At 57.9% G+C, this 23,301-nt stretch carries 19 protein-coding genes and 1 pseudogene; 8 read left to right on the forward strand and 12 right to left on the reverse strand.

Annotation, left to right across the window (positions count from 1 at the left end):
* Positions 1–76 precede the first annotated feature (76 nt).
* From AC5S16_RS09805 to AC5S16_RS09815, 3 genes and pseudogenes are all read right to left on the reverse strand, one after another.
* A complete protein-coding gene (locus AC5S16_RS09805) occupies positions 77–1,321 on the reverse strand; it encodes an NRAMP family divalent metal transporter (protein ID WP_493930216.1) in 1,245 nt (414 codons plus the stop codon).
* Between the two features lie 37 nt (positions 1,322–1,358).
* Positions 1,359–1,708 (reverse strand): annotated as a pseudogene (locus AC5S16_RS09810) (four helix bundle protein).
* Positions 1,709–1,801: 93 nt separating this feature from the next.
* Positions 1,802–3,058 carry a magnesium transporter gene (locus tag AC5S16_RS09815; protein WP_493929878.1) on the reverse strand — a complete coding sequence of 419 codons (1,257 nt, stop codon included), beginning with the start codon at positions 3,056–3,058 and terminating at the stop codon, positions 1,802–1,804.
* Between the two features lie 160 nt (positions 3,059–3,218).
* On the opposite strand from AC5S16_RS09815, the gene AC5S16_RS09820 reads away from it, so the two are divergent.
* Together AC5S16_RS09820 and AC5S16_RS09825 are read left to right on the forward strand one after the other, a co-directional pair.
* Positions 3,219–3,659, forward strand: a complete 441-nt coding sequence (locus AC5S16_RS09820; RefSeq protein WP_493929879.1) for an ATP-binding protein — start codon at positions 3,219–3,221, stop codon at positions 3,657–3,659.
* Between the two features lie 21 nt (positions 3,660–3,680).
* On the forward strand, positions 3,681–4,031 hold the full coding sequence (locus tag AC5S16_RS09825; protein ID WP_493929880.1) for an STAS domain-containing protein: 351 nt from the start codon (positions 3,681–3,683) through the stop codon (positions 4,029–4,031).
* A 170-nt stretch (positions 4,032–4,201) separates the two neighbouring features.
* Here the strand turns inward: AC5S16_RS09825 and AC5S16_RS09830 are convergent, their stop codons facing one another.
* The 4 genes from AC5S16_RS09830 to AC5S16_RS09845 form a co-directional block, all read right to left on the reverse strand.
* Positions 4,202–4,468 carry a hypothetical protein gene (locus AC5S16_RS09830; RefSeq protein ID WP_493929881.1) on the reverse strand — a complete coding sequence of 89 codons (267 nt, stop codon included), beginning with the start codon at positions 4,466–4,468 and terminating at the stop codon, positions 4,202–4,204.
* Positions 4,469–4,527: 59 nt separating this feature from the next.
* Positions 4,528–5,022, reverse strand: coding sequence for a MerR family transcriptional regulator (locus AC5S16_RS09835; protein WP_493929882.1), 495 nt, complete (start codon positions 5,020–5,022; stop codon positions 4,528–4,530).
* Between the two features lie 110 nt (positions 5,023–5,132).
* A complete protein-coding gene (locus AC5S16_RS09840; RefSeq protein WP_493929883.1) occupies positions 5,133–6,245 on the reverse strand; it encodes a DegT/DnrJ/EryC1/StrS family aminotransferase in 1,113 nt (370 codons plus the stop codon).
* A gap of 133 nt (positions 6,246–6,378) precedes the next feature.
* Positions 6,379–7,458, reverse strand: coding sequence for a class I SAM-dependent methyltransferase (locus AC5S16_RS09845; protein WP_493929884.1), 1,080 nt, complete (start codon positions 7,456–7,458; stop codon positions 6,379–6,381).
* Between the two features lie 256 nt (positions 7,459–7,714).
* Between AC5S16_RS09845 and AC5S16_RS09850 the strand changes: the two genes are divergently transcribed.
* Positions 7,715–8,068 carry a PadR family transcriptional regulator gene (locus AC5S16_RS09850; RefSeq protein WP_493929885.1) on the forward strand — a complete coding sequence of 118 codons (354 nt, stop codon included), beginning with the start codon at positions 7,715–7,717 and terminating at the stop codon, positions 8,066–8,068.
* Positions 8,065–10,716, forward strand: a complete 2,652-nt coding sequence (locus AC5S16_RS09855; RefSeq protein ID WP_493929886.1) for an ABC transporter permease — start codon at positions 8,065–8,067, stop codon at positions 10,714–10,716. The genes AC5S16_RS09850 and AC5S16_RS09855 overlap by 4 nt, the downstream gene beginning before the upstream one ends.
* A gap of 272 nt (positions 10,717–10,988) precedes the next feature.
* Here AC5S16_RS09855 and AC5S16_RS09860 read toward each other — a convergent pair whose 3' ends face one another.
* Positions 10,989–13,337 (reverse strand): lytic transglycosylase domain-containing protein, encoded by a 2,349-nt coding sequence (locus AC5S16_RS09860; RefSeq protein WP_493929887.1) that lies wholly within the window; start codon positions 13,335–13,337, stop codon positions 10,989–10,991.
* Positions 13,338–13,552: 215 nt separating this feature from the next.
* On the opposite strand from AC5S16_RS09860, the gene AC5S16_RS09865 reads away from it, so the two are divergent.
* Positions 13,553–14,179, forward strand: coding sequence for a sigma-70 family RNA polymerase sigma factor (locus AC5S16_RS09865; RefSeq protein ID WP_493929888.1), 627 nt, complete (start codon positions 13,553–13,555; stop codon positions 14,177–14,179).
* Positions 14,176–14,409, forward strand: a complete 234-nt coding sequence (locus AC5S16_RS09870; protein ID WP_493929889.1) for an anti-sigma factor family protein — start codon at positions 14,176–14,178, stop codon at positions 14,407–14,409. The genes AC5S16_RS09865 and AC5S16_RS09870 overlap by 4 nt, the downstream gene beginning before the upstream one ends.
* Before the next feature lie 275 nt (positions 14,410–14,684).
* Here AC5S16_RS09870 and queA read toward each other — a convergent pair whose 3' ends face one another.
* The gene (gene queA / locus AC5S16_RS09875; protein WP_493929890.1) at positions 14,685–15,746 is read right to left on the reverse strand and encodes a tRNA preQ1(34) S-adenosylmethionine ribosyltransferase-isomerase QueA; all 1,062 of its coding nucleotides are present in this window, start codon (positions 15,744–15,746) and stop codon (positions 14,685–14,687) included.
* 112 nt (positions 15,747–15,858) lie between these two features.
* Entirely contained in the window at positions 15,859–16,545 is a 687-nt protein-coding gene (locus AC5S16_RS09880) for a lysophospholipid acyltransferase family protein (RefSeq protein ID WP_493929891.1), read from the reverse strand.
* A 605-nt stretch (positions 16,546–17,150) separates the two neighbouring features.
* Here AC5S16_RS09880 and AC5S16_RS09885 point away from each other — a divergent pair.
* A complete protein-coding gene (locus tag AC5S16_RS09885) occupies positions 17,151–18,197 on the forward strand; it encodes an alpha/beta hydrolase-fold protein (RefSeq protein ID WP_493929892.1) in 1,047 nt (348 codons plus the stop codon).
* A gap of 299 nt (positions 18,198–18,496) precedes the next feature.
* Here the strand turns inward: AC5S16_RS09885 and AC5S16_RS09890 are convergent, their stop codons facing one another.
* Positions 18,497–19,744, reverse strand: a complete 1,248-nt coding sequence (locus AC5S16_RS09890; RefSeq protein WP_493929893.1) for an ABC transporter permease — start codon at positions 19,742–19,744, stop codon at positions 18,497–18,499.
* Complete coding sequence (locus AC5S16_RS09895) at positions 19,737–20,642, reverse strand: ABC transporter ATP-binding protein (protein WP_493929894.1); 906 nt, start codon at positions 20,640–20,642, stop codon at positions 19,737–19,739. The genes AC5S16_RS09890 and AC5S16_RS09895 overlap by 8 nt, the downstream gene beginning before the upstream one ends.
* Before the next feature lie 206 nt (positions 20,643–20,848).
* Between AC5S16_RS09895 and recG the strand changes: the two genes are divergently transcribed.
* Positions 20,849–23,188: an ATP-dependent DNA helicase RecG gene (gene recG, locus AC5S16_RS09900; protein WP_493929895.1), complete on the forward strand. Its 2,340-nt coding sequence runs from the start codon at positions 20,849–20,851 to the stop codon at positions 23,186–23,188.
* The last annotated feature ends 113 nt before the right edge of the window (positions 23,189–23,301 follow it).

Below are 23,301 nucleotides of genomic sequence, written 5' to 3' on the forward strand. Positions count from 1 at the left end.
TAAGAACGTCTCTTGAATTACACAACCTCCTGAACCCCGGTCTCCCGCAGAGGTCGGGGCTTTCTTTTTCCCGGCCTCAGTGCCGCACAAGCTGGGCGATGTAAATCAATGAGAGGATCGAAACAATAATTGCTGTCAACCAGGCTGCTGCATTGAACCAGCGTGAGTTGACGTATTTGCCCATCAGATCTTTGCGGTTGATGAGCAGAAGCATGAAGATGATGACGATCGGCAGCAAGATACCGTTCATCACCTGCGAAAAGATCATGAAAGGCACGAGCGGAAAATTGGGAAACAGAACAACCGCAACTCCGCCCGCAATCAAGAACGTGTAAAGCCAGTAGAAAAACGGCGCCTGATTGAATCCTTTGTCTATTCCCGACTCGAAACCCAGGCCTTCACAAACCGTATAGGCCGTGGAAAGCGGCAGCACAGAAGCGGCGAAAAAGGAAGCATTGAAAAGCCCGAAGGCGAAGAGGAGAAACGCATACTGGCCTGCTAATGGCTTCATTGCCTCAGCGGCATCCGCGGCGCTCGAAATGTCTCCCAGATTGTGCGCCCAGAGAGTTGCCGCACAAACGACGATGATGAACCATGCAACCACGTCGGTAAAGATGGAGCCTACGATGACATCCAGCCGCATGGCAGCGTATTTTTTTACGCTTATGCCCTTCTCTACCACTGAGGATTGCAGATAAAACTGCATCCACGGAGCGATGGTAGTACCTATCACGCCAACAACCATGTACAGGTAATCGTGCTGGGCCCAGGTTGCGCGCGAGGGCAGCTTCACGGTGGCTACGATTGCCGTCCGCCAACTGGGGCCGGAGAGAACGCCGGCAATGATGTACGTGACATAGAAAACCGAAGCAGTCAGAAATATCTTTTCGACGCTCTTGTAATCGCCCCTGACAGCAAGCAGCCACACGAGCACAGCGCATACAGGCACGGAAATGTACTTCGACAAATGAAAGAGCTGCAGGCTCTCAGCAATTCCGGCGAACTCGCCGATCACATTGCCGAAATTCACAATGACCAGGAGCACCATGACAACAAACGTGATGCGCAGGCCAAATTCTTCGCGGATAAGGTCGCTCAACCCCTTGCCTGTGACCACGCCCATGCGGGCGCACATCTCCTGCACGATAATCAGCGCAAGCGTAATGGGAATAATGGTCCAGAGCAGCGAATAGCCGAACTGAGCGCCCGCCTGCGAGTAGGTGAATATCCCGTTTGGGTCGTTGTCGACATTGGCTGTAATAAATCCCGGCCCAAGCACGGCAAGGAACAGCAATATCCGGGTTCTCCAGCGGCGAAGCATCATTTAGGATCAGGGAAATAGGGAATTAGGGAACTGGTCAAAGTTTCTTCAGCATCGACCTCAGCATTTTACTGATTTCATTTGATTGCTCGTCTGCTGATTGCAGTTTATCGGAATCACCAAAACCAAGCTCTGCGGCGATTTGTAATTGGGTCTGAACTTCCAAGTTTGATCCGCGCGCATCCCCAAAAAGTGCTTATATTCTCCTGTAGACATCCGGCCATAACCTTCAGCGATATTGCTCGCCACTGAAACTCCTGCACGCCTGAGCTGAGCAGTCAGGCCATACAATTCTTCACGAGGAAATCCGGCGGTAAGTTTGTAAATGGCAACGCTCATCTGGATAGCGCGCTGCCAGACAATCAGGTCTTTATGAGAAACTCCCATGAAGCCACTATGTCATGCATCAACTTCTAAATCCCTGCTTTACTATCCCCACCTCCCTATCTCCCTATTCCCAACGTCACTATTCCCTACTCCCTACTTCCCTTCTCTGAGAAAGGCAATGACATGATCCGCTTCCACCACGCCGACCAGCTTTCCACCCTCATTCAGAACAGGCAACGCTCGCAGGTTGTATTTATCAAATAACTCCGCCACCTGCTTCTGATGAGCGTCCGCCTGGCATGAAATGAACTTCGGTTCTGCCAGCACTGCCAGCTTTGTTTCGGGCTTTGCCAGAACGATCCGCGCCAGAGGAATGACGCCCTGGAGCACGTCGTGTTCGTCTACAAGATAAATTTCCGTCACCGTTTCAGGATCGCCTTCAAAGCGGCGCAGCGCTTCGACTCCATCAGCAACCATGGCTTCGAACGGCACCTGTACAAACTCCGTAGTCATGCGGCCCGCGGCAGAATCCTCGCGGAATTCGAGCAGCTCTTCAACTTCCTGCCGCTCTTCGGGAGCCATCTCTTCCAGAATGGCCTCGGAGCGCTCGTCAGGAAGCTCAGCCAGCAGATCGGCAGCCGCTCCCGGATCCATTTCCTCGACAATTCCCGCAGCCACTTCCGAATCGAGCGATTCGACCAGGGCCTTCTGGAGCCTGGGATCAACCTCTTCGAGCGTGTCGGCAGCCACTTCCTCGTCGAGAGAAGTAATGATCGCTTCGCGCTCCGCCGGAGCCAGCTCCTCGAGGATGTCGGCAATATCAGACGGATGCATCTGGGCCAGCCGCTCGTGCTCGATCTTCAGCTTCACGCGGCGGGCCGGATCGACTTCGATCAGGTCTACAAAATCCCACGGAATGACCCTCGCCGGAAGCTGCTTTGCCAGCCCATCGAGGGTGCGCCTCGGCAGCACTCCCAGCAGAAGGCGGCGCACGGCTCCGCGCAGGCCGACCTCGACCTCGCGGACACGCAGGTCCTGCTGTTCTTCATGCGAAAACCACTGCAGATCAACATCGTTGACGCGAACGACTTTGTGGCCGTGTACATCGATGATTTGCCGATCGAGCAGGTCCTGCCGCAACAGGATGAAATTCTCGTCCCCGCGCACCGGTCGCAGCTCCGCCCGCTCGCGCAGTTCGAGAACGCCGCTGGGCGTCTCCCGCACACCGGTTGCAGAAACCAGCTGCGCTCCCTGTCGCGTCTTGAGCACCAGGCCGACAACGCGCCCCGCATCCGTACCTGTACCAACGGCAATGTCCTTGAGTCGCCCGCAAATCTCCCCCCGCGTATCCGTAATAGGAGTGCCCAGCAGGGTACTTAGGCTGTGTCCATTGTTGTGCTTCTCATGCATCAGGCGTCTCGTGTGCAGTTTAGCAGCGCGTTCGCAGTATCTTGCAGTGCAATCGAGACTTTGCTCAGTGCTCTGCTTGACATTAGTCCGTCAACCAAGCAAACTGCCCTACAACGGGTAAAAACTAAGGATGTCGATGCACTATGGCGAGGAACACCATTTGACCGAGTCCAAGGCAGGCCGGATAACGTATACACTCGAATCCTCGCTGGACAGCGTGAACCGGGTGGAACAAACCGCCGAACAGCTGGCGAAAAAGGCCGGCATGGATGAAGATGAAATCTTCCGCGTTGCCATGGCCGTCCGGGAAGCGGCAGTCAACGCAGTCCTTCACGGCAACTCCTATGACCCGGAAAAAAGAATTACAGCGACCTTTGAAAATACCGGTGATTCGCTGGTTATCCGCATCACCGACCAGGGCAAAGGGCTCGATCCCGCGACTCTTCCCGACCCCCTGGCCCCTGAAAATCTCCTGCGCGGCTCCGGACGTGGAATCTTTCTCATCCGCTCTTTCATGGATGAGGTACACTTCAAGCAATTGCATCCTGGAACCGAGCTGACGCTCATCAAACATCTTGGGACCGCCCAAACCGGCAGTTAGTTTAAGGAGGAGGACTTTTTCGTGAGCATGAAGTTGAATACCCGTCAGGTTGACGGTGTAACCATTCTGGATCTCAGCGGCCGCATCACCCTCGGCGAAGGCAGTGTACAGTTGCGCGACGCAATCCGTGACCTGCTCGGTAAGGGACAGAAGCAGATTCTGCTGAACCTGGCCGATGTGAACTACATCGACAGCTCGGGCATCGGTGAACTGGTGAGCGCCTACACCACTGTCCGCAATCAGGGTGGAGAGCTGAAGCTCCTGAACCTGACCAAGAAGGTTCACGACCTGCTGCAGATCACGAAGCTCTATACCGTCTTCGATATTAAGGATGACGAAGCCAGCGCCATCGCGTCCTACGCGCGCGCATAAATCACATATTCCATTTCAATAAAAGAAAGGCTGCTCATCAGAGCAGCCTTTCTTTTATATGGGCACCCCGGCCACGATCTAAGCGACCAGCGGGAGCGGCGCGAAGAGCCAAGGCTTAAGGCACTCGTGGAGATGGCGCCAAAGGCGCGTATGCCTAGACGGCCAGTCCCCTAGTGCGGCTTGCGGTATTCGATCTCATCTCCCCGCAGGTAATATTCAGCCGAGCAGTTGTTTGCGCCGCAGATCATCGATTCCAGTCCGGCAAACTGAGCCCGCGTAATCAGTCCCAGAGCGCCGCAGCAGGGGCATGCCAGCACCGCCCAGTAAGGATTTCGAGCGTCACCCATCGTTCCTGCGTTTTCGAGCACAAATAGCGTTCCCGGTTCCATCTGCTCCGGGATCCATTCTTCGAGCAATTGCAGTTCTGCGGACATCATGATGCCTCCTTTATGGGTTCGCTTTTTCGGACAATGCTTCTCGGAGATTCGCCTGTAATTTACGCAGTCTTAAGTTTTTCCGTTGCCCTCCTTTGATTCCTGTCGCGGCTCACTGACTTTGTCGGCCCGCTGGCCAGAACATTCTTCAGATCCACTTTGAGACGCCTTACTGCGTCGGTAAGACATATGAGCAGCATCGGCTGGTTCGTATTGCGCATGAGATCGATGATCTGGCGCGAATCCGATTTTAGATAGATACGCCTGCCCTCGATGAGCAAATGATGTTCTTCATCGCCCTGTACGATGTCGGCAAGTCGAGCATGCACCTCTTTGCGCAGGAAACGCAGGACGCGGCGCACCTGCTGCAACGAGATACGTCTGCGGCGGAGCTCTTCGATGACGATGATTTCCACCAGATCGGCAGGTGAATAGATGCGGTTGCGGCCTTCGCGTTCGGGCACTACAACGCCTTGTTCGTCCCACCACTGCAACTGGCGCGCGGTCACGCCGGTCAGTTCGAGAACATCGCGGGTGCTGAAGCGGTCTTCAACCATGCGCTCGGAGTACCCTCAAACATTTCTGATCAGAAATGTTTGATGCGATTCTTCCTTGATACGGAGGTTCTGTCAATCCTCAAATCATAAAGACAGTTAATCTTCCGTGTTCACCTGGTCAGCGTCGCGGTGTTTGCGACAGCCTGCCGCACTGCATCCGCAATGTGGGCAATCTGTTCCTGCTCGATGTACGGATGCATGGGAAGGCTCAGGACGCGCTTCCCTGCGCTCTCAGCATTGGGGAAACTGCCTTCACCAAGCTTCATAGATTCAAATACCGGCTGCAGGTGCAGCGGCACTGGATAGTGAATTGCTGTCGGGATTCCTGCTTGCCTGAGCGATTGTTCCACAGCGTCTCGCTCATCGACTTCGATAGTGTACTGCGCGTAGGGGCTTGTGTATCCGTCTCGAACGACCGGTGTCTTTACTGTGTCTTTTAACAAACTGTCATATGCAGCTGCTGCTTTCTGTCGCGCTGTGAGTTCTTCGTCGAAGACCTCCAGCTTCGCCAGCAGTACAGCAGCCTGGATCGTATCGAGGCGCCCATTGATGCCGATGGAGATGTGGTGATACCGGCTATCTTGCCCGTGATTGCGCATCTCGAAGATACGGCGGGCTAGATTGTCATCGCTGGTAAAGCATGCTCCTCCGTCGCCGTAACATCCAAGCGGCTTGGAAGGGAAAAAGCTGGTGCACCCGATAGTGCTCAGGTTGCAGGATTGGCGCCCGTTATAGGTCGCGCCAAAGCTCTGGGCTGCATCCTCAATCACAGCCAGTCTATGCTTTTCTGCGATGGCATCGATCGCGTCCATGTCCGCGCACTGCCCGTAGAGACCGATAGGCATGATGGCCTTGGTGCGCGGCGTGATTGCCGCCTCGATCTTCGTAGCATCGATGTTCCAGGTCTCCGGATCGATGTCCACAAAGACTGGCACGGCCCCGAGCAGGGCGATCATTTCTCCCGTTGCGAAAAAGGTAAATGGCGAGGTGACGACCTCGTCTCCGGGGCCAATTCCGAGCGCCATCATCGCCAGCAACAGCGCGTCGGTGCCGCTGGCGCAGCCGATCGCATGCTTCGATCCCGTACGGGCGGCAAGCTTTGCTTCGAGTTGCGCAACCTCCGGCCCCAGTATGTACTGTCCGTGGTCAAGCACCACCTGGATGCGGGCGTCGATGTCTTTCTTCAGCCGTTGATACTGCGCTTTGAGGTCGATAAACTGCATGACTTCATTGTCGCATCGCTGACATGCTCCACGCCGGCCGCAAACCAAGCGACCAGCGGGAGCGACGGAAAATGCGATATGTGCGCAGCAGCACGAATGGCGCCGAAGGCGCGTGCGCCTGGACGGCTAGTCCCTAGGGACGAGCCTCGAAGATCATGTTGAATGGCGTTTCCGTGGCGCGGCGGAAGCTGGTGAAACCGCCTTCCGTGACGACCTCGCGTATCTTCTTTTCTCCAGCCTGCGCACCCAGGCCCGCGCCCACCTCCTGCGAAAGCGAAGCAGGCACGCAACAGATGGTCGAGGCGGAATAAAAGACGCGTCCCACCGGGTTGAGGTTCGAGGCCACATCGTCGCCGGCATTCGGCTCGACAATCATCCAAGTTCCATCTTTGGCCAGGGACTGAGATACGTGCTTCGCCGCTCCAACGGGATCGCCCATATCATGGAGACAGTCAAAGCAAGCAACAAAGTCATAGCCAGTGCCCGGATAGGCCTGCGCCGTTGCCACTTCAAAACGCACGCGGTCAGACAATCCCGCGGCTTCGGCCTTCTCCCGCGCGGTTGTAATCGACGCATCGTGATAGTCGAAGCCAACGAATTCCGATGCGGGATAGGTCTGGGCCATCAGCAGGGTAGAAGCGCCGTGGCCGCAGCCGATATCAGCAACACGCGCGCCTGCGCGCAGCTTTGCTTCCACTCCGTCGAGCGCAGGTATCCAGCTGGTGGTGAGGTTGGCAAGATAATTGGGGCGGAAAAAGCGCTCCACACCTTCGAAGAGCCCTTTTTCATGCTCGTGCCAGCCGAAGCCCTTGCCCGTGCGGAAGATCTCGGTGAGCTTCTCCTCATCTTTCATGCAGGAAGCAATGAAGTGATAGAAGCCGGGCATGTCCATTGCGAGATCGCCCTGCCCCAGCAGGAATGCCTGCTCGGGTGTCATGAAATACGTTCCGCTGGCGGCGTCATATTCGATGTATTTGGCAGCGGCGTTAGCGTTGAGCCATTCGCGCACATAGCGCTCGTATGTGCCGGTGCGGCTTGCCAATTCGACGGGAGTCAGCGGCTCGCCGCTGGTCATTGCCCGGTAGAGCCCGAGCCTGTCACCAATCAAAATGAGCGTAGCGTGCGCCGCAGCACCCAGGTCGCCCACGGCATGGTGGAGCAGCGTCTGCATCTTTTCCCCGTCGATGGGACGGGAAACTGTTTGTGTAGCCATTCGATTCCTCCTCGGTATTCAAAACGTAGAAATACGACAATCAACGATGAGAACTGGGGCCTGAACAGTGCGCGGGGAGAGGATGCGCGGGAACCTTGGGAGAAGACCTGGATCGCAGGTGAGTCCTATATAAACACACCGAAAAGAGGCAGGCAATCCCCACTTTCACGAGGTCATTCGACATTTTTATAACGTTCCCTGTGGCGTTCCCACAGAAATTGTGAAATGGTTATGTGGTATTGCCACAGGAGAATGGATGGGCGACTCGAAACTCGATCTTCTGCAGGGCACGCTGGACGTGATGGTGCTGCAGACACTGGCGGCCATGGGCTCGCTGCATGGATACGGCATTGCGCGGCGCATTGAGCAGGTCAGCGGCAATGAAGTCCTGCTGAATCAGGGGACGATTTATGCGTCGCTGGTGCGTCTGCAGCAGCGCGGCTGGATTGCCGCCGAGTGGGGGACTTCGGACAACAACCGCAAGGCCAAGTTCTACTCGATTACCCGAACTGGGCGGAAACAACTCGCCAAAGACGCGGCGTACTGGCAGCGGCTCGCGGGAGTGATGGGACGGGTTCTGGCAATGCCAAGTGAAGGCGGTGAGAAATGACGCATTCCATCCGGCAGGCATTCCATCGTCTTGGTGCATTTTTCCGAAAGACGCCGCTTGATCAGGAACTAAATGAGGAGATGGCCTCGCATCTTGACATGGCTATTGATGAGAACCTCAAGCGCGGCATGAATCCGGAAGAGGCGCGACGTCAGGCGCTGGTTCAATTCGGTGGAGTACAGCAGGCGCGCGAACAGCAGCGTGAGGCCCGCGGACTGCCCTGGCTCGATGTTCTGATGCAGGACCTGCGCTTTACTTTTCGCACACTGAACCGCGACCGCGGTTTTGCTTTCATTGCCGTGCTGATCCTCGGGCTTGGGATTGGCGCGAATGTTGCTGTCTTCAGTGTAGTGAATACGATCCTGCTGCGGCCGCTTCCCTTCCATGATCCGGAACGGCTGGTGCGGATTGTGGAGAAGGAAGCAGGAACCAACGAATCCGGTCGGACCTATACCGCTGATGCCACGCAGGATTTCCAGGAACAGAACCGCTCTTTTCAATCGGTGAGCGGCTATTTCGCCTTCACCGGGCCCGATAATTACAAGCTTGTTGGAAATGGTCAGCCCGTGCCTGTGACAGGCATTCTGGCGGCGGAGGGATTCTTTCAAACTCTCGGCGTCCAACCTTTCCTGGGACGGCTGTTCCGGCCTGAGGAATTCGTAAAACATGCTCAGCCTGTGGCGTTGTTAAGCTATCCGTTCTGGAAGCGCCAGCTCGGCGGGAATCGCGCCATCATCGGACGGACGATTAATCTGAGCAATACTTCGGTCACAGTGATAGGAGTGTTGCCGGACACATTCGATTTCGGCTCCGTCTTTTCTCCCGGAGCCAAGGTAGATCTCTTCACTCCTTACATCATGGATGACTTCCGCGACGACGGAAATGATCTGGCACTGGTTGGCCGGTTGAAACCTGGAGTCCCTCTGGCGGCAGCGCAAAGAGAAGCTGATGAAATCTTTCCGCGTCTCCTTTTCGAGCACAAACACCCTGAGTTCAAGCCAAATTACACAGCCCAGCTTACCGGCCTGAAAGATTACATAAGCGGCAAGCTGCGGCGTTCGCTGATTGTGCTGTGGTGCGCAGTAGGCATGATTCTGCTGATCGTCTGCGTGAACCTCTCCAACCTGCTGCTGGCGAGGGCGGCGGCGCGCAGCAAGGAATTCGCTATGCGCTCCGCTCTGGGAGCAAGGCGCGGGAGATTGATCCGTCAACTGTTGACGGAAAGCCTGGTGCTCTCCGGAGTGGGCGCGGTATTGGGGCTGCTGCTTGCCTACGCCATTACTGCGTATCTGGCCCATCAGGGATCGATTGCGCTGCCGCTGTTGAGCAGCGTGCGCGTGGATGGAACCGTGCTGGCATGGACGCTGCTGATCGCGATAGGCGCGGCTGTTCTCTTTGGCCTGGCGCCGGGATTGCGCATGTCGAGCGGCAATCTTCAGGAGGCGCTGAAAGACTCAGGCCACGGAGCGAGCGACGGCAGAAAGCACGACCGCATGCGGTCAGCGCTGGTTATCACCGAAGTGGCCCTGGCCTGCGTGCTGCTGGTGGGCGCGGGCCTGCTGCTGCGCAGTTTTCTGCGGGTGCTGGATGTTGACCTGGGCTTTGAGCCGAGCCATGCAGCCGCTATCAGCGTGGACTACGATGCCGGAGGGAGTGCGGCCAAGCAGGCGGCAATCTGGCAGAATGTCGTGAACCGCACACTGGCGATTCCCGGCGTAGAGGCAGCAGGCATCTCGGACAATCTGCCCATGAGCAGAAACCGCGGCTGGGGAATCGCGGCCAAAGGCGAAGAGCAGCGGCGCGACTCCCCTTCAATCGGCGTATTTGTCTACATTGTCTCTCCCGGCTACCTGAAGGCCATGGGGATGCGTCTGCTGCGGGGCCGCGACATCAGTTGGGATGACCTGGTCAATAACGAGAAAGTCGTCATCATCAACGAAAGGGTGGCACGAGAGCTGTGGCCGGGCCGGGATCCGGTCGGCAGAATGGCAAGCGCAGGCGGCGCCGATGTCCAGGTGATCGGAGTGATTGCCGACGTTCGCGAAAGCAATGCAGAGAACGAAGCGGGCGCGCAGATGTTTCTGCCGGCAAACAAACAGTTCGGTCCGGAAGGGGCGAACCTGGTAGTACGGTCGAAGCTGTCTCCCGCTGCTTTGGGCGCGAGCGTGATGCGCACGCTGCGGGAGATCAATCCGGGGCAGCCGGCGACAGAATTCAAGCCGATTCAGACTCTGGTGGACCATGCTACCTCTCCGCGGCGCTTCTTTGTGCTGCTGGTCGGGATTTTCGCCGGGCTTGGCCTGCTGCTGGCTTCACTCGGGATTTATGGCGTCATCTCGTATTCGGTTACGCGGCAGACACAGGAGATCGGCATCCGCATGGCTCTGGGCGCGACGCAGGCGCGGGTGCTGCTCAGCGTGATCTGGAAGACAATGCGGCTTGCTCTGGTGGGAATTGCCGCCGGGATCGTGGCTTCTACCGGCGTCGCACACCTGATTGCTTCTCTTCTGTTCGGAACAGCTCCGACCGACCCGATTACGTTTGCCGGAATGGTGGTGCTGCTGGGGATCGTTGCGCTGTTTGCCGGGTACCTTCCAGCACGAAGGGCTTCGCGGATTGATCCGATGATCGCGTTACGTACCAATTAGGACTGCGCGTCCGGCGATACGCGCGCTTTTGCGCGCCATTCTTACTGGGCGTCATCAGTTTGGCTTTCTTCTCGCTCCCGCTGGTCGCTTGCCTCACTTGAGACCGGCGGCTGCATACGATTTACCACACAGGTGAATGCTCGCTGAGCGACGACGGGTAGGAATTGTCTCACGTCAGTGTTCAAAAGAAAGAGGGGAGATGGCTCTCCCCTCTTTCTTTTGTGAAGGCCTGGACGGTCAATCCCGCCGTCCGCACAGGACCCACCGGAGGTTTATTTCTTCGCTTGTGCAGTGGTTACGTGGTCCAGCTCGCGGTAGATTTGCTCGTTGCGGATGATGGCCTGCACATACTCGCGTGTTTCCGTGAAGGGGATGGATTCGACGAATTCATCGATACCGGTGTAATTGCCGATGGATTGCCAGTCAGTCACGCGGTTGTCGCCAGCGTTGTAGGCTGCGAAGGTGTATTCCGGCTGGCGGTTGAACTTATCGAGCGTCTGCCGCAGATAGCGCGTGCCCAGGCGAATGTTGACGTTGGGATCAAGCAGGTCGTTGGTATCGAAGTGGCGCATGCCTTCTTCCTTCGCCATGCTCTTTCCAACCGATGGCAGCAATTGCATCAGCCCATAAGCGCTCTTGTTCGAGATAGCGCCGGGGTTGAATTCGGTCTCCTGGCGGATGAGCGCCGCCACCATGTAGGGATCGAGGCCATTCTTTTCCGATTCAGCTTTGATGGTCGACCAGTAGGCCTGCGGGAAGAGGATGCGCCAGTATTCAAGCGGCAGCGCATCGATAGGCGCTGAAGTATAGAACGGGACTGCGCGCTTCATGGAGCGCATGGCGCGCCAGTTCTCGCCGTAGGATGCGTAGATTTTTGCTTCAGCCAGAGCGCCCCATTCCTCGCTGTCATCCCCTGCCTGGATTTCGGGCGCGATGTACTCATTCAATCCCGCATTGGCCAGCACATGCGCGCGAACGACGTGCGGATCATCCTCAGGAATATCGTCAGAGAGCGTCGGGATGGGCTCTGGCTTCATCTCGTCGAGCATGGCAAGACTTGCCGGAGTCACATTGCCAAGTTCCGTCAGCCGCTGCTGCGCAATCGAAGCATAGTAGTAGTGCCGGTAGACGCGCGCGACAGCGCGGTAATACGCAGCGGCCTGTTCGGGGCGGCGTTCCTGGTCCTGATACAGGCGGCCGCGCCAGTAAAGAGCCGCGGGAATCTCTTTACCACCGCGATAGTTGGCAATCTGTTCATCCATGAGGCGCGATGCCTCGGAGTATTGCCGCATGCGGTAGTTGAGCCACGCCGCACGCCAGTGGGCGCTGGGTGCATAGGCTGAGCGTGGAAAGCGCTTCGCCAGTTCTCCGTAGTACAGGATGGCATTGGAAAAATCTTTGCGCAGCAGATACATGTTGCCGCTTGAATAGAGCGCCTCGTTCAACCACTGGCTGGTGGGAAAACGCTGCTCCATCTGCTGGACAATGCTGCGCTGCGCGTCGCCGTCATCCCGGTTGCGGGCTGCTTCCATCAACAGATAGAGACGGCGCGCTCCGGTTTCGTCATTGCTGTCCGGGATGCGGTCGAGCTCTTCGCGGCCCAGGCGCTTCAGCTTCCAGTCACAGGCCGCAGCGGAAACAAGCAGCGAATTCCTGAGGCCGTCGGTCACAGCAGGATCGTTGGCCAGCGCGCGATATTCCTCGACGGCATCGTTGAAGCGTCCAGCCCTGTAGAGAGCATCGGCATGACGGCTGCGCTCTTCCACGGTAAGGGACGAGGTTGCGCCGAGCGCCGCAAGCTGCGTTTTCGCCTGCGCACCTTCATTGCTCAGAGGAAATCCGAGAAAGACATGGCGGAACATCTGTGTGGCGTCATTCGAGCGTCCGGCCATCTGATAGGCCTTAGCCAGCGCGAATTGATAATCGGCCTTGTTCGCGATGGGCTCGCCTTTATGAGCATCGAGAACCCGCAGCGCGGACTGTGGGTCTCCCAGCTGCAGGAACAGGTTTGCCTGCAGAACGGGAACGCTGGGAACAAAGATGCTGTCCGGATGCTTCTCTACGAAACTGCTCAGAATGATCTCGGCCTGCGGCAGGTTATTCGACTGCAGGTCGGCCTGGGCCTCTAGATAGTCGGCATAGTCATCAAGCGCGTTGCCCTGAATGTTTGCCTGGCGGAATGCGGTGACAGCATCAGGATATTTGTGGTCAAGCAAATAAGCATGCCCCAGCGCGATATAGGCTGCGGCTGCAGCCTCCCCCGTATGAGAGTGAGCGTAGGCGCTTACCCCTGCAAATGCAGCCGGACTCGGCGTCATCGCGAGTTGCTGTGCCATGGGGCGGAGTTGGGAAGAAGCGACGAACGCCTGCCGCAGCTTGTGGCTCTTGGCCAGGGCCTTTGCTGATAGCGGCCGACGCCTGCGGTGAGCCGTCTTTCTACCGTGAGCCGAGACGCTGGTCTTATGTGCCGTGCGCCCGGCTGATTTTGATTTGCCCGGCTTACTCGATGCAGCGGCAGAAGTGTGTTTCTTGTGCGCCGTCGACGACGCAGCTCCCGCCGGCCAGCATGTCATCGACACCACGCTGGCAATGACCAATATTGTTACTTTGAATCCGCTCACCTGCTTGCCTGCAACTCCCCTATTTCACTGTAAGCCGAAATGCTGAGGAATTCCGTGATGTCCTTTGTCTGGGAGCGAAAAACGTTCCTGATTAGGCACTTGTTTTGCCGCCTTTGGCTCTTTCCCCGGCAGGCATTTAGTATGGAAGGAGGAGCAGAACAGTCCTTGTTTTGTTGCTCCGGTCAAGAAAGGTCGAATTCCTGAAGCCATCTGTCATGCCAAACATCCAAACACAAGGGACTGAGGAGGTCCACCCGGACGTTCTGCTCGTCAACCGGGCGCGCGAAGGGGATGTACAGGCATTCGAGAAGCTGGTGAAGCAGTATGACCGCCAGGTCTTCCGGATCGCCCAGCACATTACCCAGAACCGCGAGGATGCGGAAGACGTAGTGCAGGACGCCTTTTTGAAGGCGTACGAGAAGCTGGACCAGTTCCAGGGCAACTCGAAGTTTTATACCTGGCTGGTGCGGATTGCAGTAAACGAATCGCTGATGCGTCTGCGCAAACGGCGCACCGGACGCATGGTTTCGATCGACGAGGACGTGGAGACCGACGAAGGCTCCATGCCGCGCGATCTGGCGGATTGGGGACCGGATCCCGAGCAGCAGTACGGCCAGTCGGAGCTGGCCGAGATCCTGCGCAAGACGATCCAGGGGCTTCCGCCGGGGTTCCGCATCGTATTTGTGCTGCGGGACGTAGAAGGTCTCTCGACAGAAGAGACCGCTGAGACTTTGGGACTGAGCGTCCCGGCAGTAAAATCGCGCCTGCTGCGGGCGCGGTTGCAGTTGCGGGAACGGCTGAGCCGTTACTTCCGCAAGAATAAAAGGGATGGTGCGAAGTGACCTGCACAGAATTTATCGCGATGTTGGACGATCTGCTCGAAGAACGAGTTTCTGCCTCCGTCAAGGCGGAACTCGAAGAGCATCTGCGCGGGTGCGAACACTGCGTCATCACCATGAATACGACGCGCAAAACCATCGAAATCTACCGCAGCCACGAACTCTACGAACTGCCCAACGACCTGCGCAGCCGCTTGCAGAAGGCCATCCTTGCCAAGTGCAAGAAATGCTAAATCTGCCTCCGGCGGGTCCTGCGCCGACAGCGGTCTTTGCCAGACGGGCCTTATCAACAAAAGAGCGGGAGTTTGTTCTCCCGCTCTTTTGTTGAACGCGGTGCTGGAAAATGTCCCCGAGATGTCATCCTGAGCGCAGCGAAGGACCTGCTTTTTGCTTCGATATCCTCGAAATGGCTGCCCCAGGTTCGCGAAGCTAACCTGGGGACTCCAAGCAGTCGAAGAAAAGCAGATCCTTCGTCTGTGCCCCAGGATGACACCACTCTCGTCCTACATCAGTTCAGGAACATGCAGTCGCCATAAGAGAAGAAACGGTAACCCGCTTCCACGGCGTACTTGTAGGCCTTGAGCACCTGTTCCCTTCCTCCGAAGGCGCATACCAGCATCAGTAACGTGGACTTGGGCAGATGGAAGTTCGTCAGCAGCGCGTCTGCGACCTGGAATTTGTAACCCGGTGAGATGAAAATGCTGGTCACTCCGGAGTGTGCTTCGAGCGGCTTTCCTTCTGACTGCTGGGCGCAGTGTTCGAGTGTGCGGACGGTTGTCGTTCCGGCGGAGACGATGCGGCGGCCTTCCCGTTTAGCTGCGTTGATTGCGTTTGCCGTCTCTGCGGACAGCGTGTAGCGCTCGGTGTGCAGGTGAATGTCTTCGACCTTGTCGACGCGGACGGGTTGGAAGGTTCCGAGGCCGACGTGCAGGGTGACGTAGACGACTTCGACTCCCCGGCTGCGGATTTCTTCCAGTATCTCCGGCGTGAAGTGGAGGCCTGCTGTGGGTGCGGCGACTGAGCCGCGTTGCTCGGCGTAGATGGTCTGGTAGCGCTCGCGATCAGAAGACTCGTCTTCCCGATGGATGTAGGGCGGCAGAGGCATGTGGCCTAGTTTCTCGAGCGCACCGTAGAAGTCGGCGACCGGCTCGAAGCGCAGCGTGCGCTCGCCGAACTCTCCGTGGTCGAGCACTTCGGCATGGAGGTCGTTGTCGCCGAAGGTCAATGCTTCTCCTTTAAGGACTTTGCGGCCGGGGCGCGCCAGCACTCTCCATTCCCATTCGCTGAGCTGCTCGGTCAGAAGCACCTGGATGCGGCCTGTGGTCTTGTGTCCGGCCTGAGTGTGCAGGCCGGTGCGGTGGGCGTAAAGGCGGGCGGGAATGACACGGCTGTTGTTCAGCACCAGCACGTCGCCCGGGCGCAGCATCGATGGAAACTGGCGGAAAGTGTGGTCTTCGAAGGCTCCGGTTTCCTGGCTGAGCGTTAGCATGCGCGCTCCGGCGCGGTCTTCGGGCGGCTTCTGGGCGATGCACTTTTCTGGGAGATGGAAATCGAAGTCGGAGACGAGCACTTGTCCTATTTTATGTTCTCAAAAGCTCACTGCCCTTAGGCTTCGCTCAGGGCAGGCTCCGGGCGCTGAGCTTACGCAGAGGGCCGCAGAGGGTTTCTCAAACTACCCCAGGTTAGCTTCGCGAACCTGGGGCACCCGTTTTCGTGAAATGTTTCTCGGCGTTGGTGCGGGCTCGTTCCAGGGCTTCGTTCAGTTCCTGGCGTTTAACTTCGAGCGTTGTGTCGTCGGCGTCTGGAGGGGGTGGGGATACCGGACGCGACCAGCTTACTGCGACTCTCGAAAAGGGCTTGGGGACGAGGAACTGGTCCCAGGAGCGCATCGTCCAGGCGCGCTCCGGCAGCAGGTAGAAGCTGCCGATTTCGTGGCCGGTCTTCTGGGCCAGCTTTACTGGGCCCATTTTTGTCTGGTAGATGGGGCCCCGGGGACCGTCGGCGGTAAAGACTACGGGCTGACCTTGCTCGAGAACCTGCTGGAGGGCGAGGAGTCCGGCGGCTCCTCCGCGAGAGCTCGAGCCGCGCACGCTGTCGAAGCCGAGCTTCGCCAACGTGCGGGCGATGAGCTCGCCGTCGAAACTGCGGCTGATGAGGATGGAGCAGCGGAAGTGGCGGAAGTACCAGCCGCAAGGCAGAGTACAGCGGTGCCAGAAGCAGAAGATTCCTTTTGCCGGAGGAGTGGCGAGGATGGCCCCCTCCTCGGCGATGACCTCGAACCTGAGTGTGATCCCGATGAGGGCGAGAACCAGAGCGGTCAGGCGGGGGATGATGGCCAGGGCCAGACGCTGGGAAAAGGTGAAAGTCACGCTCCTGATTCTATCCGGGCTTCTTGGGGGGGTACCCCCCTCCCCCTATGTAGCAACTCGTTTTGTTTGTTTTCAATGGCTTACGAGGGGGTTACCCCCCGCTATCTTGTTGATTCTTCTATTGCTTGTGCACTACTCCATTGTTTTCATCTATTTAGCGGAGTTGGCGAGTTGGTTAACAGGCTCGCTTCTGGAAACTCTCCCCCTATATTCAGGATAGCAGTCCGGGATGGGAAATACGCCAAGTTTCTTCTTTCTTAACTCGCTTGTTTTCTGCTGGTTGGGAATTATTTTAGGATTTGGGGGCTTGACAGACTGTTTTTTACCGCCCTTCGGCTTCGGCAGGCTTCGGACGCTGAGGCGGCGCAGAGATTCGCAGAGCAAAATCTTTCACCACAGAGAACACAGAGCTTAACTTACCCACTCAAGCCAACTGAAGGCTTGAATGGGCCACCCAGCCCGGAAGCAAACCACTCAGGTTGCCCTTCCACGCAGCTCAGGGGAACCTGGGGCCCCCGGCACGAAGTTTAACTGCCCATCTCTACCTTTCGCTAACATGGGGCAACACTCAGAAGTCTGAATCAGCACTGGAGGCTGAAAGACCTATGCGCCTTGCTGTTGCTGTTTTTGCCCTTTGCCATACAGTTTTGCTTTTTGCTGCTGCTCCTGAAAGCCGGATTGTCAGCCGTGAGCTGCGGGCGGAAAGCCTTACGCACAGCATGATCGGCACCGATCCGGTGCGGAAGATGGCGGTATATCTGCCTGCCGGGTACGATGCGTCGGCACGGCGTTATCCGGTGATCTACTTCCTGCCCAATGCCGCCGACAGCTATCGCGCGGCATTCGATCACGAAGATGCGCAGAGGCTCTTTGACCGGGCGACGGCGGCGGGCGTGATTGGCGGATTCATCCTGGTCGCGGTCGATATGAATACGCCGGTTGGAGCTTCGTGGGCGACCAATTCTCCGGTGACCGGGAACTGGGAAGACTTTGTGGTGAAAGAGCTGATTCCCTATATCGATGGGAATTTCAGGACGATTGCCGGGCGCGATTCGCGCGGCTTGCTCGGCGACCGCATGGGCGGATACGGCGCGATCCGGATCGGGATGCGGCACCCGGATGTTTTCGGCTCCGTCTATGCGCTGCATCCCGTGGGAACAGGGACCGGGGTGCAACTGATGTACTCGCGGCCGAACTGGGAGCTGATGGCGCGGGTGAAGTCCATCGATGAGCTGAGAAGCGACGTGTTCTCGATGATCTTTCTTTCGATCTTTCAGGCGCACCTGCCGAATCCGGACAAGCCGCCGCTCTATGTCGACCTGCCCGCGCACAAGACCGGCGACCAGCTTGTGTTCGACTCCCGCCTGACGGACAGGCTGCATAACAGCTTTCTGCTCGAAACCATGGTTCCGCAGTATGCCGACAATCTGAAGACGCTGCGCGGGTTCAAGTTCGACTGGGGACGCAGCGATGGGAATCAGGACCATGTGTATTCCAACCAGGCGTTCACCCATAAGCTGAATGAATTTGGCGTGAAGCATGAGGCGGAGGAATATAACGGCGGGTTCGGGGACAGGAACTGGGGCGAGGATGGGCGGGTGTATACGGAGGTGTTTCCGTTCTTTCAGAGGTGTTTGGTGTTTGAGAAGTGAAATGCTTTTTCTTCACCGCAGAGGACGCTGAGTTTTGCGCAGAGGCTCCGCAGAGGTTTTTATAAACAACCCCAGGTTAGCTACGCGAACCTGGGGCACCCGGGCACCCATTGTTTGTGACTATCGATGCAAAAAGCAGATCCTTCGCTACGCTCAGGATGACAGCGTGGTTGGTGGCGAGTGAGAAAGTGGAGGTTGTTCAGCATGAAACATGGGAGCCTTTTCGGCTCCCATGTTTCATGCTGCCAAGGCCCGTGCGGCAAGCACCGCCGTCCGCGCAGGACCCGCCGGAGGCAGATCTAGGAGTACCGCAGCCAGCGGAGCATTTCCGGGATCGTCGCCCGTTTGCCGTACATGAGGATACCGATGCGGTAGATGCGCGAGGCGAACCAGACCACGATCCATACGGAGAGCAGCAGCAGCACCAGCGAGGCGATGATCTGCCAGAGCGGCGGGAACTGCGAAGCGATGCGCAGGAACATGGCGATAGGTGCGCAGGGCGGGAAGAGCGAGATGGCAACCGAAACGACCGAGTTGGGATTGCTGACGATGTAGGTGATCATGCTGAAGCTGAGCCAGACGGGCACGGCGGCCAGCGGCGCGTACTGCTGCAGCTCCTGCTCGCTTTCGCAGGTGGCGGCGAGGCCGGCGAAGAGCGTGCTGTAGAGCGCGTATCCGAGCAGGAAGTAGACGATGAAGAGGATGATCTGGAGCGGCGATATCTGTATTTTGAGAGCGCCGGTCATGAAGCTGGCGGCAAGGGCGCTCGAAGAAAAGAGCGCTGCCGCAATGGCCCAGATGGCGAGCTGCGTGAGCCCGACGGCGCCGATGCCGATGAGCTTTCCGGCAAGCATGTCGCTGGGCTTGACGGTGGAGAGCATGACCTCGAAGATGCGCGAGGTCTTCTCCTGAATGACGGAGCGGCCCACGTTCATGCCGTACATCATGACGGTGAAGGTGAGCAGGAAGGCCATGATGTAGGCGGCAAAGAATGTTCCGATGTTACTGCTGGAAACTTCCTTGCCGTTCTTGACCTGCTCGGTCTGAATCTTGACTCCGTGGGTGAGCGCGGCCACGTCGCCGGCGGCGATGCCGTGCGCGGCAAGACGCTGCTGCACGATGGCGTGGTCGACGACGCCGGAGATGCGCTCGGTCGTCACAAAGTCGCCGGAGGAGCGGGCTATATAGGTGGCGGTGGCTTTGGTGCCGTTTGCTTCCGAGGTGAGCCAGAGGAAGCCGTCGATTTCTTTCTGGTCGACTCTCGACAGCAGCTGCTGGCGGTCGGTGTCCGACGCGGGAGCGAGGACGTCGACGGTCATGTGTGCGTCCTTGTCGGTAACCAGCTCATCGCGCACGCGGCCGGCGAGAGCTGCATCGTTCGCGGCGACGACGATGTGCTTGCCGGAGCCGGAGTTCTTGCTGGCGAAGATGGAGATGGCGATAACGACGGCGAAGATCGTGGGGATGAGGATGGTGGTGATCTTGAATGCCTTGCCGCGCACCTGCTCAAGATATTCGCGTTTTGCAATCAGCCAGATGTCACGCATCGACTTTTTCTCCCACGGTCTGGATAAAGATTTCTTCAAGCGACGGCTCGACTAATTCAAATCGATAGATGGCGGCCTTGGAGGCAGCTTCGTGCAGAAGGCTCTGCGCGTCGGCGTGCGGCTTGAGCTTGATCTCGACGTGGTCGGAGTAGTTTTTGTACTCGGCGATGGCGGGGTGGTTGAGGAATGAGCTGTCGCCTTCAAAGTCGAGGATGACGCGGTTGCGCTCGTAGCGCGATTTGACTTCGCGCATGCCTCCGGAGAGCACAGCCTGGCCGCGGTGGATGAGGCAGATGGCGTCGCAGAGCTTCTCGACCTGATCCATGCGATGGGTGGAGAAGAGGATGGCCTTGCCGGATTTCTTGAGGTCGAGGAGCGTGTCCTGGAGCAGCCCGGTGTTGACGGGATCGAGGCCGGAGAAGGGCTCGTCCATGATGATGAGCTCGGGGTCGTGCAGGAGGGTTGCGATGAACTGAATCTTCTGCTGCATGCCCTTGGAGAGCTCTTCGGTCTTCTTCTCGACAGCGTCGAGAATCTGCAGGCGCTCGCACCAGTCGTGGGCGCGCTTGCCGGCTGTCGCCGGGTCGAGCCCGCGCAGCTCACCCATGAAGACGAGCTGGTCCATGACTTTCATTTTCTTGTAGAGGCCGCGCTCTTCAGGCAGGTAGCCGACCTTCTTGAGGCTTTCGCGAGCAAAAGGCTTGCCGAGCAGGTTGACGGCTCCGGAGTCGGGCATGGTAATGCCGACCATCATGCGGATGCTCGAGGTCTTGCCTGCTCCGTTAGGACCGAGAAGACCGAACATGACGCCCGAATCGATGCGCAGGCTCAGATCCTTTACGGCGACCTTGGTTTCGTAGGACTTTGAGATGCGGTCCAGCTCTACGACTGGTGTCATGCGTGGTGTTTTTCTCCGGCAGAATGTGTTGCCAGTGTAACAATGCTTTGTATTTATACGTGGGGATATGTTGGGTAAGTTCCATTTGACTTTAGTTCGTTTGAGCGCTGGGAACTTCTACCGCCAGGACGCTAAGAACGCCAAGGTTCGCTAAGAAACTTCTGTAACCGCAGAGGACGCTGAGTTTGCGCAAAGATCCGCAGAGTATGAAGTGCAGCGATCAGCGGGAGCGGCAGGAGAACCAATACTTCATATACCTGCATGAATGGCGCGCGAAGCGCGCGTCCACCTGGACGGTTAGTCCTGCTAGGATCACTTTTGTGCCTCAGCTTGAAACGCATGTCCAGTTCGTCAAAGGGATTGGACCGCAGATTGCGGAGACGCTTGCCGCCAAGGGCGTCGCTACCGTTGAAGATTTGCTGTATCACCTGCCGTTCCGCTATGAGGACAGGCTGCATCCGCGCGCGCTGAATGAGATTCAGCCGGGTGAGATGGCGAGCGTCATCGCGGAAGTGCGCGGGGCGGCGCTGCTGCGCACGCGGGCCATGCCGATTTTTGAGATGACTGTCGGTCAGGGGCTTTCGTCGATGAAGTGCATCTGGTTTCACGGCACGTATCTCAAGGACAGGTTCAGGACGGGGCAGATGCTGGCGCTCTACGGCAAGGTGGAGGCGTCGCGCTCGGGGCGCGGGCTGAAGATGATTCAGCCGCAGATTGAGGTGCTGCCCAGCGACCACGATGATGATGAGAGCAAGCTCCTGGAAGTGGGGCGGATTGTTCCGGTGTATGAGTCGCTGGGCGGGAACAAGCTGACTTCGCGGTGGATCCGGCGGGTGCTTTTCAACCTGCTCCGGGAGCTGGAGGGGCATGTTCCGGAGACGCTGCCTGTTGCTTTACTGGAGCGGCTGAAGCTGCCTTCGCGCGGCGAAGCGCTACATCAGGTCCACTTCCCTCCTGCGGGTACTCCCATGACGAAGCTGCAAGCTGCAGCGACTTCGGCGCACCGGCGGCTGATCTTTGAGGAGCTGTTTTACCTTGAGCTGGGACTGGAGCTGAAGCGGCGGCGCTTCAAGGAGCGCGAAGGCATCGCATTTGAGACGAATGAGAAAGTGCGCGAGGCGATCCGCGAGATTCTGCCGTTCCATCCTACGGCGGCGCAAAAAAATGCTCTCGCGGAAATTGTGGCCGACATGCGCAGACCTTCACCCATGCGGCGGCTGCTGCAGGGCGATGTCGGCTCAGGAAAGACAATTGTTGCGCTGCAGGCCATGCTGGTTGCGATCGAGAACGGCTACCAGGCAGCGCTGATGGCTCCCACGGAAATTCTGGCCACGCAGCATTATCTTGCGGCGAAGAAGCTGCTGGAGCGGTCGTCGAAGAACTACAGGATTGTTTTGCTGACGGGCTCGCTTGAAGACGACCTGAAGCGGCTGAACCGGCGCAGGATTTATGAAGGCGAGGCCGATGTGGTGATCGGCACGCATGCGCTGATCGAGGAGAAGGTCGAGTTCCACAAGCTGGGGCTGATTGTTGTGGACGAGCAGCACCGCTTTGGCGTAATGCAGCGCTTCAAGCTGATGAAGAAGCCTACGGATGCCGAGCCTGATGTACTGGTGATGACGGCGACGCCGATTCCGCGAACGCTGGCTTTGTCTTTGTATGGCGATCTCGATCTGAGCGTGCTCGATGAGCTTCCGCCGGGGCGCACTCCAATTGTGACACGCAAGGTTTCCGATGAGCGTGCCGATGAGGTCTGGAAGTTTGTGCGCGAGCAGGTAGAGAAGGGGCACCAGGCGTATGTGGTCTATCCGGTGATTGAGGGCGCGAAGGATGACCAGCCGGAGCTGGACTTTGCTCCTCCGGAGACGCAAGAAGAAACGAAGCCGGCGAAGAAGGCTGCAAAGAAGAAGCCGGCGTCGCTGTTTGAGAAACCCACGCTCAAGGCAGCTACGGAGATGTACGAGTCTCTGCGCGCGGGCGCTCTCTCTGGTCTGCGGCTCGGGTTGCTGCATGGACGTCTCGATTCCGACGAGAAGGAAGTTGTGATGCGGCGCTTCCAGCGGAGCGAGATCGATGTGCTGATTTCGACGACTGTGATTGAAGTCGGCGTGGATGTTCCCAATGCGACGGTGATGGTCATCGAGCACGCGGAGCGTTTCGGACTGTCGCAGATGCATCAGCTGCGCGGGCGCGTGGGACGCGGGGCGGCGAAGTCGTACTGCATTCTGATGACGGGCGGGAAGGTTTCCGAGCAGGCCGAGGAGCGGCTGGCGGCGATGGTGCGCACGCAGAACGGGTTCGAATTAGCGGAGCTTGATCTGCAACTGCGTGGGCCAGGCGAGTTTTTCGGGACAAGGCAGGCGGGACTGCCGGATTTCCGCGTGGCTAACCTTTTGCGCGACCGTGAGGTTCTGGAGATCGCCAAGCAGGAGGCGGCGCGATTTGTGTCGAGCCCGGAGGGCGAAGCGTCGGAAAACGAGCGGAAGCTGGTTCGCGAGAGGCTGCGCGAGGCCTGGCAGCGGCGCTATGGCCTGGTCGAGGCTTAAGGACGCGTCCGGCGATACGCGCTTTCCCACCCGATTTTTTTCGCGCCCTTCTTGCGGACGCAGTCAAGGGTCTTCGCTTTGGAACGCGCAAAGAACAAGTACCCTTGACCGCA

This window comes from Acidobacterium sp. FHG110202_01 (assembly GCF_059115305.1).

What these genes read in the sequence shown, in the direction of transcription:
- AC5S16_RS09815 (WP_493929878.1), bottom strand. Translation starts at nt 3,058, where the DNA reads ATGCATGAGAAGCACAACAATGGACACAGCCTAAGTACCCTGCTGGGC.
- recG (WP_493929895.1), top strand. Translation starts at nt 20,849, where the DNA reads ATGAAGTGCAGCGATCAGCGGGAGCGGCAGGAGAACCAATACTTCATA.
- AC5S16_RS09830 (WP_493929881.1), bottom strand. Translation starts at nt 4,468, where the DNA reads ATGATGTCCGCAGAACTGCAATTGCTCGAAGAATGGATCCCGGAGCAG.
- AC5S16_RS09845 (WP_493929884.1), bottom strand. Translation starts at nt 7,458, where the DNA reads ATGGCTACACAAACAGTTTCCCGTCCCATCGACGGGGAAAAGATGCAG.
- AC5S16_RS09850 (WP_493929885.1), top strand. Translation starts at nt 7,715, where the DNA reads ATGGGCGACTCGAAACTCGATCTTCTGCAGGGCACGCTGGACGTGATG.
- AC5S16_RS09840 (WP_493929883.1), bottom strand. Translation starts at nt 6,245, where the DNA reads ATGCAGTTTATCGACCTCAAAGCGCAGTATCAACGGCTGAAGAAAGAC.
- AC5S16_RS09890 (WP_493929893.1), bottom strand. Translation starts at nt 19,744, where the DNA reads ATGCGTGACATCTGGCTGATTGCAAAACGCGAATATCTTGAGCAGGTG.
- AC5S16_RS09855 (WP_493929886.1), top strand. Translation starts at nt 8,065, where the DNA reads ATGACGCATTCCATCCGGCAGGCATTCCATCGTCTTGGTGCATTTTTC.
- AC5S16_RS09805 (WP_493930216.1), bottom strand. Translation starts at nt 1,321, where the DNA reads ATGCTTCGCCGCTGGAGAACCCGGATATTGCTGTTCCTTGCCGTGCTT.
- AC5S16_RS09895 (WP_493929894.1), bottom strand. Translation starts at nt 20,642, where the DNA reads ATGACACCAGTCGTAGAGCTGGACCGCATCTCAAAGTCCTACGAAACC.
- AC5S16_RS09865 (WP_493929888.1), top strand. Translation starts at nt 13,553, where the DNA reads ATGCCAAACATCCAAACACAAGGGACTGAGGAGGTCCACCCGGACGTT.
- AC5S16_RS09835 (WP_493929882.1), bottom strand. Translation starts at nt 5,022, where the DNA reads ATGGTTGAAGACCGCTTCAGCACCCGCGATGTTCTCGAACTGACCGGC.
- AC5S16_RS09885 (WP_493929892.1), top strand. Translation starts at nt 17,151, where the DNA reads ATGCGCCTTGCTGTTGCTGTTTTTGCCCTTTGCCATACAGTTTTGCTT.